Consider the following 14,577-nt stretch of genomic DNA (forward strand, 5'->3'; position numbering starts at 1 on the left):
ATGTCCCCAATGCGGCGCATGGCCTATGGCGGCGACCATCCAAAAGTCCGCTTCCGCGCAACGCGAAATCCAGTTCACGTGTCCGAGGTGCCAAGCGGAGGAGGCTGGCCGGCTCCATCGGCCAAGGTCCCCGTTGCGCGCCTGATACCACGAGGCCGAAGCACTGGAGACGCTATCACGTCGCTCCGAGGTGGCAGGTTCTCGCCCGGCGGGGAGACCAGGCTGATCAGGCTAGATCCCAATGGTCCCCACGAGGAGGCGAGTAGCTGGCGCTTTCAATAAACGGCATCAGGCGTCTGGAACGTAAATGACGTTCCGGCTTTTTGCTCCGTGATAGTCGGAGGGAAGTGCGATGAAAGCGATGAGCGCTCTCGCCTTGGCACTTGTCGTCTCGACAGCGACGGTCTCGGCGCAGCCGGTGCGATGGACCAAATACACCATTCCCCAGACCGGCACCTCGATGGATTTCCCATCTTCGATCTTCACGGAAGAAGCTGGCCGACCCGACGGCTACGGGCAACGGTTCCGAACCGCCGACGGGCGTGCCGACATCACGATCCAGGCCGCGCCTAACGTCGAGAACGATTCACCTGCGGCCTTTCTCGCGAAAAAGCACCCGCCTTCACGCATTCAGTACAAGCGAGTGACACCACGGTTCTTTGCGGTCTCCAGCTACAAGGGCGACAAGGTCTGGTACAACCGCTGCAACTTCTCGGGGCGGCTGATCCATTGCGTGTTGATCGACTATCCCGCCGAGGAAGAGCACGCCTGGGACAACATCGTCACTCGAATGAGTCTGTCGCTCAGCGGAAGGTAGTCGCCTTGCGGGTCTCTTCGCAGCACTTCTCCGCGCGTCCCTTCACAGGGTGCTCAGGTCTTCCGGCAGGTCGCCGAACTTGCGGATCACCGTTGCGTCTCCGAATTCGCCCGTAGCCGGATCCCCGCTGCGGCTGAAGGCCACCGCTCCGACGACGCCGTTCTTTCGCGAAAGCGCCTCGGCTTTCATCACGGCGGCGTTGGGATTGAAGCACTCCACGGCCTCGCCGGCAGCGACACCGTCATCCGAAGGGAGGAACGGCAGAGCCACATAGTAGGTGACCGCGGGCATGTCAGTCGTACCAATCCTTTCGGTCGCGCGGTACGTCGAACCGGCCGCGCGAGTAGCCGGCAGAAATCGAAGCCCGCAGCTCTTCGATCTGCGCCTCGAGGAAGCCATTCGCGATGATGAGTGCCTTGAGAGCTTCCCGAGCGTCGCCCCCACAGGCCGCAATCGCCTGGTCGGCGGCGTCCTCCAAGTCGAAGCCGGCCGGTCCGGATGCCATGGGTTGGGTCATCGGCGCATGTTCTCATTTTGTTCGTAAGAGTCAAGACTGCCCGCCACGTCCGCAGGGCGCTTGACGGGAGTGTCCTCAATTTGGCGGTGGACGCCTGCGGGCAGAGTCGGAACTGTGTCGCGCCGTTCGTCTTGAGTCCAAGTCCCCGTACCTGGAGCGTTGCGTAATCATGGCCCCCCGCGCGAACTGGAAAGGCTTCCTTCGGCTGTCTCTCGTCACCTGTCCGGTCGCGCTCTACCCGGCGACGTCGGAGAGCGAGAAGATCTCCTTCAATCAGCTGAACCGGCAGACCGGCCATCGTATCAAGTACCTGAAGGTCGACGCCGACACCGGCGACGAGGTGCCCAACGAGGACATCGTCAAGGGCTACCAGCTCGAGAAGGACCAGTTCATCGAGGTCTCCAAGGAGGAGCTCGAGGAGATCGCGCTGGAATCCACGCGTACCATCGAGATCGACGAGTTCGTCGACAAGACCGACATCGATCCGCGCTACCTGATCCGCCCCTACTACATCCGTCCGGACGGAAAAGTCGGCCACGACGCCTTCGCGGTCATCCGCGAGACCATCCGCGAGATGAACAAGGTCGCTATCGGGCGGGTGGTGCTGACCAACCGCGAACACATCATCGCGCTCGAGCCGATGGACAAGGGTCTCGTCGGCACGCTGCTGCGCTACCCGTACGAAGTCCGCAGCGAACAGGAGTATTTCGACGAGATCCAGGATGTGAAGGTCACGAAGGACATGCTCGATCTCGCCAGGCACATCGTGAACCAGAAAGCGGGCAGCTTCGAGCCGGAGAAGTTCGAGGACCATTATGAAAGCGCTCTGATCGAGCTCATCAACCAGAAGCGTGCCGGCAAGCCGATCGTGCCCAAGGATCGGCCGAAAGGCGAGAACGTCGTTGATCTGATGGACGCGCTACGCAAGAGCGTCGGCGGCGCAGCAGCCAAGACCGAGGCTCCGAAAAAGCCTGCCAAGAAGACGAAGAAAGCTGCGGCGGCTCAGAAGGAGATGCTGATGCCGATCGCCGGTAAGAAGCCGGCTAAGGAAGCGGCGGCGAAGAAGTCGGCATCAGGGGCGCGGCGCAAGTCGGCCTGATCTAACGTGAAGTATCCGGTGACGCCCGACGGTCGCTACTTCGTCGTCCGTGGCAGGTTGTGGCGCATGGCCAACCGTGGCCTCGGTGAAGCGGAGCGGACCGGTCTCGTCGGCCATCTGATGAAGGCCCGTCGCGCGGTCGCCAACGCCAAGCAGAACGCAGGCCCCGAGGCGGAGGCCGCCGCGCATAAGGCAGTGGACAAGGCAAAACGCGAGCTCGGTGAGAGAGGCCCCGTCTGGTGGGAAGACGGCGCACCGGATCTCAACCGGCACATGGCCAAAAACACGACCTACGCCGAATGGTACGCGAAGATCGGTCGCTCAAGCTCGGGAGGATCCTGAATTGACCAAAGCTGCAATTTTCGATGTGGACGGGACGCTCTTGGATTCGGTCGATCTCCACGCCCTCTCCTGGCACGAAGCGATGGTCAAATTCGGCCACGATGTCAGCTTCGAGCAGGCGAGAGGCCAGATTGGCAAGGGCGGCGACAAGCTGATTCCGCACTTCCTGTCCGAAGAAGCCCAGCGGGACCACGGCAACGAAATGGAGGAATGGCGCAGCCACCGCTTCAAGTCCCAGTATCTGCCGCTGGTTCGCCCATTCTCGGCGGTCCCCGATCTGTTGCGGCGCGTCAGGGATGCCGGCGTGCGGATTGCCGTCGCCTCCTCCGCCAAGAAGGATGAATTGGCCAAGTATCTCGACATCGCGGGCATCGGCGACCTGGTCGACGTGACGACCTCGTCGGACGATGTCCAGGAATCGAAGCCGGCGCCCGACATCTTCGAAGCGGTCCTAAAGAAGCTTGGGGTCGAGGGCCACGATGCTGTGGCGATCGGTGACACCCCCTACGATGCGGAAGCGGCGAGGAAAGCGGAAATCGATATCGTCGGCGTGCTGTGCGGCGGCTTCACCGAGAGTTCGCTGAGGCAGGCTGGATGTGTCCAGGTATACCCCGGCCCGGCCGCCCTGCTTGCCTGCTTCGGGGATTCGCTCCTCGCAAGATGAGTACGATGTGGAGGGTTTGATCAACGCGAGCCTTGAGGCGGCGGTTGCTCTTACTGTACCAGGCGCCTTTTCGCGTACCCTCGGACCGGCTACAATACGCTAGGCGCAGCGGGGAAAGGGTGTTGTTCGACGGGTTGTACAAATGCGAGTATCGCGCTGGCCCCGTGCTGAACCGTAGCGTCATGCATGTGCGCGGTGGCCGCATGCCGGGGGGAAACTCGGCTTTCGCGCACGTAGGAAGCTACGAAGAGATCGATGGCGTGATCGTCGGTCGCGTAGCCGGACAGCGCCATGCCATGAATCCCGAGGTGCGGCAGCTCTATGGTGCGGACGATGACGAGCTGATCCTGCGCGGCCGTGCGGTTGGCGATTCCTATCACTTCGACGCCTCTCCGGTCCGGCTCCCTGATCAAGTGATGCATTCCGTGATGACCAGCTTGGATGAGGAGTCATTGCCGCCGCCAGGAAAGGTCGGCGACGGCGGCATCCCAAATGGCCTTTACGGGCTGCGCATCCGCGCGCTCGATGGGATTGACGGCGGACTGACCGGTGTGATGCTGCTGGAGGACGGCCGCATGCTGGGCGGAGACGCCTTCTTCTACTATCTCGGCTCTTACTCCTCTGCAGATAACCGCTGGCGCGGTGAAATCGTCAACCAGGAACACACGGCGGCTCGCGACGCGATCTTCGGCGGGTACGAAGTGGGCATTGGCTTTTCGGGCAGCTGCGACGCCAACGGCGCGATTTGGGAGGCGACGGCGCTCGCCGGAAAACGAAGTTTCCGGCTGGCGGCCGAGATGAAGCTCCTGCACAGGATCTGATCGAGACTTCAGTTGATGCTCGGGTGAGGCCACTGCAGCCTGAGATCAACAAAGTCAGCAACCCAGCAGAGCTTGAGTACGGATTGCTTTGGCCAAGCACAGGGTGGCTCCGAGCAGCTGCGCATAGGAACGGCCGCGGCACCCTGGGGTTGGTGCTGGTTAATTGAAAATGCGCCGATGCATTTGGACCGACGAGCGGACAGCCGGAGAACGATCTCCGCAGGATCGGTCTTGACCTCGGTTCTGGCCTGTTGGGCGGGATTGCTGATCCTCCACGCGCCCAATTGTGACGAGTTCGAGCACATCTCGCCTGGCGGCGCTCCATGATTATACAGACGGTCGAGATCATCGCAGGAATTGTCCTGGTCGTCCTCGCCCTTCGCGATGTATTCGATACGGTGGTGGTGCCCGGTGAGAGCCGAGGCGCGCTCCGCGTGGCGCGACGGCTGCTCGCCATCATGCTCCCGATTTGGAAGTGGGCCCGCCGCGGCAAGAGCGGGGTCTCCACCAGCTTTGCGCCGGCGATCCTCATGGGCTCCTTCCTGATCTGGATGGTGCTTCTGTGGCTGGGCTTCGGCCTGATCGCGCATGCGCTGGGCGATTGGTTCGCGCCGCCAGCCGATTTCCAGGAGGCACTGTTCATCGTCGGAAGCGCGTTGTGTACGGTGGGACTGAGCGGCATCGAGGCCCACGGTCCGGCCCGCTGGGCCCTCGTCTTAGCCGGCCTTTCGGGCCTTTCGGTCCTGACGATGGCCGTCACATACCTGCTCCAGGTGCAAGAAGGCATTTCCCGCCGCGATGCCGGAATACTTAAACTTACGACGGCTGCGGGTCAGCCGCCCTCGGCTCTCGGACTGCTGGAGCGTTATGCTGACCTCGACTCTCCGGAGGAGATCAGGCGCGTGCTTTACAGGGGACGGGATTGGTGCGCCACCGTCCTGCAGAGCCATGCTTCCCATCCATCGCTGATCTACTTCCGATCCGTCGGCGTGGGCTCGGGCTGGCCTGCAACGCTCGGAGCCATGATGGACCTCGCACTGATGTTCGAACTGCTGATCGAGGACCGCGAGAGCCGAGCGCCGGCGGTCCTGCTCCGAAGCGAAGGATTGCGCCTCATCGACGATCTGAATGGACTGATCGGCCTTGAGGCAGAATCTGACGACACCAGTGCTGCGGCAGTTCCGCGGGTGTGCGCCCGCTTGACGGCGGCTGGCTACAAGGTGCGTTCGTCGGTTGACGCAGCGGAGTTCGCGGAGCAGCGGCGAAAGCACGCTGGCCGGGTACGCGCTGCTGCTGAGCATCTTGGCACCACGGCGGCGCCCCTGATCCCTTGATCATCGACAGCGGCGTCGCGCCGTGGGTTGTTGGTGCGCTTCAGTCGGGCGGGCATTCAGGGCAGGTATCGCCGACCGAATCCAGCACTCCGCGGACCTCGGCGACAGCCTGGTCTGGAGACAAGCCGTCTGGAGGCTCCTGCCTCGCGATGTCCAACGCGCGCTCCCGGGCGTGAGGGTCGGCCCGCTCCTTTGCCCAGCCATGCTCCTCGCATTCGTGAACGGCGCCCGCCTCCTGCAGCACGCCGAGCGCCCATCCGCGCAGTGTTCTGATCGCCGGCCGTCTTTCCTTCGTCATCAGCATTCAGATCAACTCCCGCCGGACGAATCCTTTCGCCTGCCTTCTCGTTCCGGGCGGTTAGCACGCAGCAGGGATTCGCAATCGGCAGGGCTGAGGTTTGTCTCCGTGTTCCGCGGCCCTGTGCACAATGCCAACTTCCGGTGCCGGCATGAGGCGCGGCCCGGTGCCCTGCAGGCTGCTCGGCATTGCTATCCCGACCGTGGAAGGTGTAATTGCACTCGCAGGTACCTCCGAAGTGGCAGGAGGGGTGCATGGGTAATTGGCTCGTTCTACCCAAAGGGACAAGCTTGGCGAGGCGATCCCGGGCAGGCCGTGCTGCGCAGTACGTTCGAATGTCGAGGGAGCTCCAGCGCTACTCGATCGCGAACCAGATGGCGGCCATCGCCGCCTATGCCGAGGCGAACACGCTCACGATTGTGCGTACCTATCGCGACGAGGGCCGCAGCGGGCTTCGGATCAAGGGGCGTCCTGGTCTCATCGAGCTGATCGAAGATGTTCAGTCGGGCCAAGCCGACTTCGACCACATCCTCGTTTACGACGTCAGTCGCTGGGGCCGGTTCCAGGATGTCGACGAGAGTGCCTACTACGAATTCCTGTGCAAGCGTGGCGGCGTACAGGTCGAGTATTGCGCGGAGATCTTCAAGAACGACCGCACCTTTGTTTCCGGGATCGCGAAAAACCTGAAGCGCGGCATGGCCGCCGAGCGGAGCCGGGAGCTCTCCGTCAAGGTGCACGCCGGACACTGCCGGGTCGCGAGCCTTGGATATCGCGTTGGCGCTCCTGTCGGGTATGGCCTGCGACGCTTGATGGTCGACGAAAGCGAGCATCCGAAGGCCCTTCTCGAAAAGGGACAATTCAAGGCTCTGCAATCGGATCGCGTTCGGCTGCAGCACGGCTCGGCGGAAGAGGCCGCAGTGATCCGGGAAATTTTCGATCGGTTCGTCAACTGCCGGAAATCCTACAGCGACATCAGTCGCCAACTGAACGACGCGGGCATCGCCAATCACAACGGTCGGCCCTGGACCGACGGCATGATACCCACCATTCTCGGGAACGAGAACTACATCGGCAAGACCGTCTACAATCGCACCTCAAGACGCTTGGGGCAGAAGCTGGTCAGAATCCGGACAACGCTTGGGTCAGGGGCTTTGCGGCGATCGAGCCTATCGTGGACCAAGGCATCTTCGCTCGCGCCCAGAAGCTGCTGGCCGAGCGCCGCGTAGAGATTCCGGAAGAAGAGATGCTGTTGCGCCTTCGTCTCACGCTCCGCCGGCGCGGTAAGCTTAACTCGCACATCATCAATACGACTCTGGGTCTCAATCACGTCTCCTCGTTCGTGAAGCACTTCGGTTCGCTGCGGAAGGCCTATGCGCTGATCGGATACGTGTCGCCGCGCGACTGCGACTGGATCGATACCCGGACTTTTGGGCCGCCGAACAATCGAGGCATGCCACAGAACTCGCGGAGGCGCTGCGAACGGACCTCGGCCTCCAGGTCGATCTTGTTCCGGACGGTATCGGGCTTGATGTGGGAGGCGTGCGCGTCGTTTCGTTTCTCGGCACGACGACTGGCGCATCGTGGAAAGGATCACGCTGCGCAATGGAAAGCCTACCGAAGGAAGATCTCATCCGGCCTGCTCGCCGTGATGCGGTTGGATGCGGCGAATCGGGCGATTGAGGACTACGTGCTGTTGCCTGCCCCGCTGAGTTCGGGACGCTACGTCTGGCTCTCATCTGATTCCCTTCGTCGGCGTCGGCGCGCGCTTTACGAGGAAAAGGAGGCATTGTTCTGTGCCATCAAGACAATGCTGGCAAAAACCAACCGTGCCGCCCCAACCAGCTCAGCACCGTCGAAAGAGCGATCGAAATCAGGCCGGCCCAAAGCCAAGGGCTTCGGCGGGCGGCGCTTACGGTGCGGAGATACAAAACCGCTCCAATGAACGTGCCGTAGTTCCTTCGGAAGTCACCATTCAGTTTCGCAATCCTGGACAATTCCGAGAACGTCTCGACGTCATTTGCCATCGGGCTGGCTCCTTCCGCTTGCTAGGACCAGCGCCTTATGAACCACTGTTTTGCCCGACGGAGCAAGTGATATTTCGTATTATCAGAATAGCAATCGCAGTGGAACTTAGCCGGAAGCTTTAGAATTGTCAGCCCGCAGTCCAGGCACCTGCTTGGTTATGAATTGCTACGCTGCTTCGCGGTACCCCTCTTCGCTCCGCTTCTTGTTGATGAGGTTCAACAACTGCGCGGTGGCCCGCGCATCGCATAAGGCTCGATGATGATTGTCGAGCGAGATGCCATATATCTCGCAAAGCTTCCCAAGTCCGTAGGACTTGTGTCCCGGATAGCGCCGCCGCATTCCGGCGCACGTGCAGAGCTTCGGGAATCTGAAGCGCCGCGCGATCCTATCGAATTCGTAGGCCATGAAACCATAGTCGAAGCTGACATTATGGGCGACGAAAATGCCGTCCCCCATAAACTCCATGAATCGGTCCGCTACCTCCGCGAACAAAGGTGCGTCCCGAACCATTTCGTTCGTGATGCCGGTCAGCTGAACGATCTTTGCGGGAATGGAACGCTGGGGATTGATGAGAGAATGCCACTCGTCGACGACACAGTGATTGCGAACCTTCACCGCGCCGATCTCGGTGATGCGATCGCCATTCGACCAGGAGCCGGTCGTCTCGATATCGACCACCACGTAGTCCTGCTGGGGGTCGAAACGATAATCCACCCGACCGATCTCGGCGATGATGCCGGCGGCGCCGAGCTGGCGGAGACGGGTCAGCTGGTTGCGGCGGATCACGTCCCCCTCGGCCTTGACCTCCATGAAGGACGCTTTGCCGTCCTGCACCAGCATCAGGTCGGGGAAACCGTCCCGCATGCCGCGGAAATCGTCGCACATGCTGCGGACGATGCTGGCTATAGCACTTGGATCGAATCCTTCGAGGAGCGCGCGGAGCGCCTCCACTTCCACATGATCCCAGCTGAAGATCCCATTCGGGCGGCCCCATTTAGCTGCGACGGTGCGGAGGATCAACGGAAGAGAAGCTCCGGATGCGATAGCGACTAGTTTCTCGTCGATCGGCACGGCGAAGAGCCGACGGAAGCTGCGGTCCTTCAGGCAATGGGGTAGCCAGTCGAACCCGCTGGGCATTCGGGTGCTCTCGAAGAGCTCGTCCCAGAAGAGAAGGCCGAACAGCGTGTGCCACAGCACATTCTCGGTGAAGAAAACCTTGGTGCCCTCACGCCGGAGAACGCCGGCGACGCCTGCTTCTGGATTGCCGCGATGCGTATCGTCGACGGTGATCGTTCGCCCGGACCGCAGCAGTTCGGTGTAGACACCTGTGCGCCTCCCTCCGAACTTGCGAGCGTAAAAGTCAGTTGCGAAAACGTGCTCCCCGTCGCTGGCGGGATCATCGATCATCCGCTGCAGCAGGTCTTCGGCTCCGGTGCGATCCCCCGTATTGTAAAGCAGGCGGACCAGGCGGTCGTTGCAGTCCGGCGAGCACCCCGCGCGGTAGAGCTGACGGGCAAGATCGCTCTCGCCCGCTTTCTCGAAGAAAAGTCCGGTCTGATGAGCCGCTCGGCTGCGCAGCTCGTTGGCGTACTGTGTCCCGCAGGCAGGCCCGGACAGCACGTCGATGGCGGCGCGCCTGTGGACAGGCTCTGATCCTTCCTCAAGGGTGTCGAGAATTTGACTGTAGTGGAACGAGGCAAGCGCCTCCTCGGCATCGGTGAAGCGGGCGCTGAACGCGGTCTCGCGGTTGGTGTGGAGGATGCCCAGGTCCCGCAGCGCGAAGTTCTTGAGGTTCACCTCGGTCTTGCCGAAGTAGAGATAGAGCAGGAATTCGATTGGCCGCGTGCCGTCGAGAGCGATGAATTTCCGGGCGCCGCAGTGCTGCGCGGCCGTCGAGAAGGGGATCTGTTCGATATAATAGTCGATGAATTTGGCTTTGGCCCAAGACTTGCGGACGTCTTTACCCCCAGCCGCCTGTGCTCCGGTGAAGAGGACATCTTTGCGAAGACACGCGACGAACCCGGCATAGTCGACTTCGCCGAGCACCCGGGCATGACCAACCATCATCAGATCCGACGTGGCCTGCTCGATATCGTCGATCTCGGGGTAGTCGAACAGGGACCGATTGAATATCGCACCACGCCGGTTGATCATGCGGATCAACAGGCATCGGGCATCTCTCGAAAGGCCCTCGAAGCGCGCTATGAAAGCGTGATGTTCCACGCCAAGAACGGGTTGGTACGTTCGCTGCACGAACCCGAGCATTTCGGCGAAATGGTCGAGATAATAGTAAACAGGCAGTTGCGGCAGTTTGGCCAAGCGGACCTTCGCGGCTGGAATCGTTTGTTCTATTTTTGTTCGAATGCTGTGAGTGAAGTCAAGTGCCTCGGGCTCCAGCTGCCTACTCGCCGATCACTCGGTGTCCGCGAAGTCAGGAAGGCGAAGCCGGGGTATCTTCCTTCAGACCCCGTGCCACGATCCGGAGCGCTCCGTCCGGAAGAGGCCGCTGCAGCTTCAGCGCCTCGTCCTGAGGCGCGGTCATCCAGGTCTCGACCTCTTCCGGCGTCGTGAGGATCACCGGCATGGCCTTCGGGTGGATGGCGCCGACGTCCGCGTTCGGCTCCGTCGTAAGGAATGCGTAGAGGTCGTTGGTGGTCTCGCCGTCCTTGACCTTCCGGACAGACGTCCAGTTGGTCCAGATGCCGGCGAAGCAGAGAAGCGGGCGGGTCTCGTCGAGCGCGAACCAGATGTCGCCGCCTTCCGCCTTGTTGAACTCGCTGAAGCTGTTGAATGGCACCACGCAGCGGTGCTCCGGACCCAGCCATCTCGTCCAGTGCTTGGACTTCACGTTGCGGATGTTGGTGGTGCCGCCGTCCGGCTCCATCCTGAGCAATTCCTTGAAATTGACGGTCTTGCCTTTGGCCTGCAGCTTCTCGGCGCGCTTCTTAGTGGCGTCCATTAGCGCTTTCGACGACGACGGCATGCCCCAGCGTGCGGTCGCGAGCTCCCGGCCATCAACGCCATTGCGGACGATCGGGGCCTTATAGTCGGGAAAGACGCCCGGCATCGGCGCCAGATTGCCGAGGTACCGGTTGACGACCCGGAACAGCGCGCTGATGGCGGCCTGGTTGGTGGTGATAGAGTACAGATTGCACACGGGTGGTCAGGTCTCCGGATCTGGATGGCGAGCCCGCTGCGCCAGCTGCAGCAGCGTAGCCGGCGGCCGGCGCCCGGCCTTAGCACACTTGCTGCAGCGGAGACGGCCGGCCAGGTCGTGGACGAACGTGGTGGGCGGATGGCGAAGCGCGGCCATGTCGACGTCCCGCTTGGCCCTGCAGCGCGAGCACTCGATCTCTATCCATGAGTAGCCCCCGTTCAGGGACTGGTCGATCGTGGGAGACGGGTCGATCGGGCCGCCGTCCGCCCACATCCGCTCGTTCCAGCTTTCGCAGAGCAGTTTGTCCGCGGTCCGGATCAGCGCCTCCCCCTTGGCCCGGGCCTCGTCGGACTGCCCGGCTAGAATCGTCGTCATCGCGCGCGCCCGGCCGAGTTCCTTGGCGAGCGCCTTACGGTCGCCTCCGGACAAGGGGGTCGGATGGTGCTTGGGGGCCATGGCCGCGCCGCCGGACTAGGTGCCACCGAACGACGGCCAACAGCCGTCTTCCTCATGCCTACCGGTCCGCTGCGTGCACGTCTTGTCGAGCAAGCGCTGGCCCACCTGCCCCCAGGTTGCCTCCGGACCGTACAGGCGAGTGGCGTCGGCCTTCTGAATCTCGACGGTCCGGCTGCAGCGCCGGCAGCCCACCCTCAGTAAATGCTGGGGAATCTTGCACAGCTGCAGCAGGCGTCCGGACGCGCCGGGGCTTGGACGGTCGCCCTCGGGACGCGGGTCATCCAGTAAGGCTTGCCAGTATTCGGGCGGCAAGTCGTCGTCCGGAGCCAATCCACGCCTGGATGGGGCGTTTCTGCCGACGGCGGTGGCCATCTGCTCCATCTGCTTGCGGCTCGGCATGCGCCAGCTGGCGGGGCGGTCGGTCATGCAGTATTAGAACATAATAAGAACAAAAGAGTCGAGGTCTCGGAGGCTCGGAGGCACGAAAAAAAGCCAACGGGGTGGGCATGACTGATGCCACGACAGAGCGAACGGGCCCGCGAGTAGATCTTGTAGGGACCGGCGGCTCGGCGGCTCGCGGCCGTCAGTAGTCTTCTGTCCCGGTGACCGGATGTTCCCCTAGGAGGTACTCGGCCACGCCGGCATGGATGCCTTGGTAGACGAGCGTGTCGGGATGATCCGCGGGGATCATTCCGAGCTCCAGCTTCGAGCCACCGCGTCGGCACGGTCATAACGTCGTCACCGCCCTCGAAGCGGGAAGGACCGCAACCGGACCAGTAAGTGGGTGTTCGCGTCTCGCGTGACGAGCATCGGCGACGTCGCCGTATCGGGGTCGGCTCTCGCGAACCATTTGCGCAGCATGCGCGGTCTGCGCGAGGGCAACCATCGCGACGTGCTGAGAGGTATCCCGCCGTTCTCCATGCACATCATCCGCTCGACCCTTGGCGACTACATTCTCGACCATACTTCCCTACCGCCGGGCACCGCGTCGCTGGTGATCGGGCACGAGATCGCAGGCGACCGCAGGGATGACCTCGACCGCGTCGGCCAGACCGGCAAAATCTGGTACTTCCAGGCGCAGCGGATTCCCGAGAAGACAGCGGCGATGAAGGCGTGGAGCGAAGCGCTTCTGAAGGCATACTTTGCCGCTGGCGGGATATATCCCGACTGAGGCGGCCTTCAGGCATGACGGTATTTGGTGACGATCTTTTCGTCCCAAAGCATTTAGGCGGACGTTGAGCACGTCCTCTGGCTCGACCGGCACCTGGCAAGCAGTATTGGCCTGCTACAACGTGACGCGCGAACGAACCGACCTTCAATGCAATTGGATCGACTTGCCTTGCCGGAATGACGACCGCCATATGGGCCGCTCGTCTCCGATGATCTTAGCCAGTCGAGACCTGCTAGGCGCGGAACAAATCGTTATCGAGAGCATCCTGGAGGTCGGCGATGATGCCCCTCACCTGCTTGCGCGAATACAGACGTGAAAGATCATCGCTCTTGGGCAACATGATGCGGACGCCTTTGGCGGTGATTGAGATTTGACAATGCGTTTCCTGCTTACGTTTTGCCATGCTGCCTCTCGATTTCGTTGGTTTCGCGGGTGCTCGACGCCTCGTGACCGCTCGCACCCGATCTGCGCAAGCCATGCTCGCCGGTAGTCTTTGCACGTCGGATTGACGTGGGCGAATCGATTCCGCGTTCGACGGCCTCGAAAGCGTGGAAAACCGAAATCGGGAAGCTAACTTTTCCTGGCGGCAATCAAGACGTTTTTCTTAAATATGATGCGACTATTAGTTGCATGTGTGGCTGCCCCTGCCGACAAGTACGCTACGTCGCCGGTCCGTCGTGACTTGGGTCCGGAGGACGAGATACGAGCGCACGGCGCATCTCGCACGCCCGGCGAAAGTGGAAAAGGAGCCTCATTGCCTTCTAGCGATCGGAAGCGTGGAGGCGGCGCATCGATTGCCGCGGTGGGGCGGGGCCGCTCTTGTTGTACCCATGAATCATGACGCGCGCGGTTAAACCGGAGAACCTTTTGCGAGCGTCTTCAGCCATTCACGAAGCGCGACTCCATTCATCATTTCGAGGCGATAGGGAACGAACGGAGCGATAAACGGATCTTGCAAGATCCGTGGCGGGAAATCACTCGTCGTGATGATGATCCCTTTGGACGCATCTCGTTCTCCGGCCAAGACGCCCAGCAATGCCCGGACATCGTCATACGCGACGAGGTGACCGGGCTTGTAAGCCTTCACTGAATTTAGAATTTTGACGCTGCCTATGCCCTTGCGTATGGCGATCACGTCCCTGCCGTGGTCGCCTGACCGCGGCGTTAGTATCACCTCGTCGAAGCCGGCCTCATCGTAGGCCGCCGCGACGATCTCTTCCCATCTGTCCGGGGGGATGTCGAATATCTTCCGGCTGTCCCTTCCGATCTCCTCTAACACATGTGCAAAAGCCACCGATGCAGCCTTGATCAGCACGCCTTCGGGCACCCTCCGCTCCGGCGTGGCAATACCGGACAATGCGATGTTTATGCCCTCGCTGGGACGAAAGAGCTCTTCGACGTCTTCAGCAGCCTCCAAGGCAAACGCAAGATTTCCGACGGCTTCCGCTTCTTGATCAAGGCGGTTCTGCACTTCGAGGTACTGAAGCTCGTCCGTTTTGAGTATGGAGGGATCGCTCGACTTCAGAATTCGCAGCAACCACAAATTAGCGCTCGCCGCCACGTTATTGGCCGTGCTCCAAATGCCGCCCATTCGAGACTCCCCTGCCCGACGACTCGTGTTCTCGCCCACCCTTTTACACGTCTTCTGTACTCGCTTTCTCGGTCGGCCGTCTGGCCGTCGGCACCGGACTATCGAGGCCGAAACTCCGCTCAAAATATAATCTACTGTCCATCGACTCGCGTCACCGTCATCCTTTCGCTGTCGTCGGCGTTTCTGTTCCGCGCCGCGCGCCTCCTCGAAAGCTGAGCCTTTGGGCCTACCAACGCGGGGACAGCGCCCCACACGACCCTGCGACTCGCATCGCGAATCGGCACG

The 14,577-nt window shown here is 61.7% G+C and carries 18 protein-coding genes; 9 read left to right on the plus strand and 9 right to left on the minus strand.

Features of this window, described 5'->3' with window-relative positions; translation table 11 throughout:
- Positions 1–352: 352 nt before the first annotated feature.
- Entirely contained in the window at positions 353–817 is a 465-nt protein-coding gene (locus AC0L20_RS18495) for a hypothetical protein (RefSeq protein WP_473290483.1), read from the plus strand.
- A 42-nt stretch (positions 818–859) separates the two neighbouring features.
- On the opposite strand, the gene AC0L20_RS18500 is transcribed toward AC0L20_RS18495, so the two are convergent.
- Together AC0L20_RS18500 and AC0L20_RS18505 are read right to left on the minus strand one after the other, a co-directional pair.
- Positions 860–1,108: a hypothetical protein gene (locus AC0L20_RS18500; RefSeq protein WP_354161633.1), complete on the minus strand. Its 249-nt coding sequence runs from the start codon at positions 1,106–1,108 to the stop codon at positions 860–862.
- Between the two features lies 1 nt (position 1,109).
- The gene (locus AC0L20_RS18505) at positions 1,110–1,334 is read right to left on the minus strand and encodes a hypothetical protein (RefSeq protein WP_473290486.1); all 225 of its coding nucleotides are present in this window, start codon (positions 1,332–1,334) and stop codon (positions 1,110–1,112) included.
- Between the two features lie 169 nt (positions 1,335–1,503).
- On the opposite strand from AC0L20_RS18505, the gene ku reads away from it, so the two are divergent.
- The 5 genes from ku to AC0L20_RS18530 all read left to right on the plus strand — a co-directional run bounded on the left by ku (position 1,504) and on the right by AC0L20_RS18530 (position 5,594).
- Positions 1,504–2,433, plus strand: coding sequence for a non-homologous end joining protein Ku (gene ku / locus AC0L20_RS18510; RefSeq protein WP_473290488.1), 930 nt, complete (start codon positions 1,504–1,506; stop codon positions 2,431–2,433).
- Between the two features lie 6 nt (positions 2,434–2,439).
- Positions 2,440–2,775, plus strand: a complete 336-nt coding sequence (locus AC0L20_RS18515) for a hypothetical protein (protein ID WP_473290490.1) — start codon at positions 2,440–2,442, stop codon at positions 2,773–2,775.
- Position 2,776: 1 nt separating this feature from the next.
- The gene (locus AC0L20_RS18520) at positions 2,777–3,439 is read left to right on the plus strand and encodes an HAD family hydrolase (protein ID WP_473290492.1); all 663 of its coding nucleotides are present in this window, start codon (positions 2,777–2,779) and stop codon (positions 3,437–3,439) included.
- A gap of 119 nt (positions 3,440–3,558) precedes the next feature.
- A complete protein-coding gene (locus AC0L20_RS18525; protein ID WP_473290494.1) occupies positions 3,559–4,260 on the plus strand; it encodes a GrlR family regulatory protein in 702 nt (233 codons plus the stop codon).
- A 323-nt stretch (positions 4,261–4,583) separates the two neighbouring features.
- Complete coding sequence (locus AC0L20_RS18530) at positions 4,584–5,594, plus strand: hypothetical protein (protein WP_473290496.1); 1,011 nt, start codon at positions 4,584–4,586, stop codon at positions 5,592–5,594.
- A 40-nt stretch (positions 5,595–5,634) separates the two neighbouring features.
- Here AC0L20_RS18530 and AC0L20_RS18535 read toward each other — a convergent pair whose 3' ends face one another.
- Entirely contained in the window at positions 5,635–5,898 is a 264-nt protein-coding gene (locus AC0L20_RS18535) for a hypothetical protein (RefSeq protein WP_085357472.1), read from the minus strand.
- Between the two features lie 248 nt (positions 5,899–6,146).
- On the opposite strand from AC0L20_RS18535, the gene AC0L20_RS18540 reads away from it, so the two are divergent.
- Both AC0L20_RS18540 and AC0L20_RS18545 read left to right on the plus strand, forming a co-directional pair.
- Entirely contained in the window at positions 6,147–7,118 is a 972-nt protein-coding gene (locus AC0L20_RS18540; protein ID WP_473290498.1) for a recombinase family protein, read from the plus strand.
- A complete protein-coding gene (locus AC0L20_RS18545) occupies positions 7,064–7,834 on the plus strand; it encodes a hypothetical protein (protein WP_473290500.1) in 771 nt (256 codons plus the stop codon). The genes AC0L20_RS18540 and AC0L20_RS18545 overlap by 55 nt, the downstream gene beginning before the upstream one ends.
- A gap of 248 nt (positions 7,835–8,082) precedes the next feature.
- On the opposite strand, the gene AC0L20_RS18550 is transcribed toward AC0L20_RS18545, so the two are convergent.
- The 4 genes from AC0L20_RS18550 to AC0L20_RS18565 all read right to left on the minus strand — a co-directional run bounded on the left by AC0L20_RS18550 (position 8,083) and on the right by AC0L20_RS18565 (position 11,956).
- Positions 8,083–10,236 (minus strand): exonuclease domain-containing protein, encoded by a 2,154-nt coding sequence (locus AC0L20_RS18550; protein ID WP_473290502.1) that lies wholly within the window; start codon positions 10,234–10,236, stop codon positions 8,083–8,085.
- Between the two features lie 112 nt (positions 10,237–10,348).
- Positions 10,349–11,074, minus strand: a complete 726-nt coding sequence (locus AC0L20_RS18555) for an SOS response-associated peptidase (RefSeq protein WP_473290504.1) — start codon at positions 11,072–11,074, stop codon at positions 10,349–10,351.
- 6 nt (positions 11,075–11,080) lie between these two features.
- Complete coding sequence (locus AC0L20_RS18560) at positions 11,081–11,530, minus strand: hypothetical protein (RefSeq protein WP_473290506.1); 450 nt, start codon at positions 11,528–11,530, stop codon at positions 11,081–11,083.
- Positions 11,531–11,545: 15 nt separating this feature from the next.
- Positions 11,546–11,956, minus strand: a complete 411-nt coding sequence (locus AC0L20_RS18565; RefSeq protein WP_473290508.1) for a hypothetical protein — start codon at positions 11,954–11,956, stop codon at positions 11,546–11,548.
- A 373-nt stretch (positions 11,957–12,329) separates the two neighbouring features.
- On the opposite strand from AC0L20_RS18565, the gene AC0L20_RS18570 reads away from it, so the two are divergent.
- Positions 12,330–12,701 (plus strand): hypothetical protein, encoded by a 372-nt coding sequence (locus AC0L20_RS18570; RefSeq protein WP_473290510.1) that lies wholly within the window; start codon positions 12,330–12,332, stop codon positions 12,699–12,701.
- A gap of 232 nt (positions 12,702–12,933) precedes the next feature.
- Here the strand turns inward: AC0L20_RS18570 and AC0L20_RS18575 are convergent, their stop codons facing one another.
- Both AC0L20_RS18575 and AC0L20_RS18580 read right to left on the minus strand, forming a co-directional pair.
- Complete coding sequence (locus AC0L20_RS18575) at positions 12,934–13,104, minus strand: hypothetical protein (protein ID WP_473290512.1); 171 nt, start codon at positions 13,102–13,104, stop codon at positions 12,934–12,936.
- A 447-nt stretch (positions 13,105–13,551) separates the two neighbouring features.
- Positions 13,552–14,292 carry a restriction endonuclease gene (locus AC0L20_RS18580; RefSeq protein ID WP_473290514.1) on the minus strand — a complete coding sequence of 247 codons (741 nt, stop codon included), beginning with the start codon at positions 14,290–14,292 and terminating at the stop codon, positions 13,552–13,554.
- Between the last annotated feature and the right edge of the window lie 285 nt (positions 14,293–14,577).

The sequence above is a fragment of the Bradyrhizobium sp. Kon58 genome, assembly GCF_055807455.1.

Excerpts from the sequence above, each read along its gene's own strand:
- AC0L20_RS18495 (WP_473290483.1), top strand. The coding sequence starts at position 353 with ATGAAAGCGATGAGCGCTCTCGCCTTGGCACTTGTCGTCTCGACAGCG.
- AC0L20_RS18500 (WP_354161633.1), bottom strand. The coding sequence starts at position 1,108 with ATGCCCGCGGTCACCTACTATGTGGCTCTGCCGTTCCTCCCTTCGGAT.
- AC0L20_RS18505 (WP_473290486.1), bottom strand. The coding sequence starts at position 1,334 with ATGACCCAACCCATGGCATCCGGACCGGCCGGCTTCGACTTGGAGGAC.
- ku (WP_473290488.1), top strand. The coding sequence starts at position 1,504 with ATGGCCCCCCGCGCGAACTGGAAAGGCTTCCTTCGGCTGTCTCTCGTC.
- AC0L20_RS18530 (WP_473290496.1), top strand. The coding sequence starts at position 4,584 with ATGATTATACAGACGGTCGAGATCATCGCAGGAATTGTCCTGGTCGTC.
- AC0L20_RS18535 (WP_085357472.1), bottom strand. The coding sequence starts at position 5,898 with ATGCTGATGACGAAGGAAAGACGGCCGGCGATCAGAACACTGCGCGGA.
- AC0L20_RS18540 (WP_473290498.1), top strand. The coding sequence starts at position 6,147 with ATGGGTAATTGGCTCGTTCTACCCAAAGGGACAAGCTTGGCGAGGCGA.
- AC0L20_RS18560 (WP_473290506.1), bottom strand. The coding sequence starts at position 11,530 with ATGGCCCCCAAGCACCATCCGACCCCCTTGTCCGGAGGCGACCGTAAG.
- AC0L20_RS18565 (WP_473290508.1), bottom strand. The coding sequence starts at position 11,956 with ATGACCGACCGCCCCGCCAGCTGGCGCATGCCGAGCCGCAAGCAGATG.
- AC0L20_RS18575 (WP_473290512.1), bottom strand. The coding sequence starts at position 13,104 with ATGGCAAAACGTAAGCAGGAAACGCATTGTCAAATCTCAATCACCGCC.
- AC0L20_RS18580 (WP_473290514.1), bottom strand. The coding sequence starts at position 14,292 with ATGGGCGGCATTTGGAGCACGGCCAATAACGTGGCGGCGAGCGCTAAT.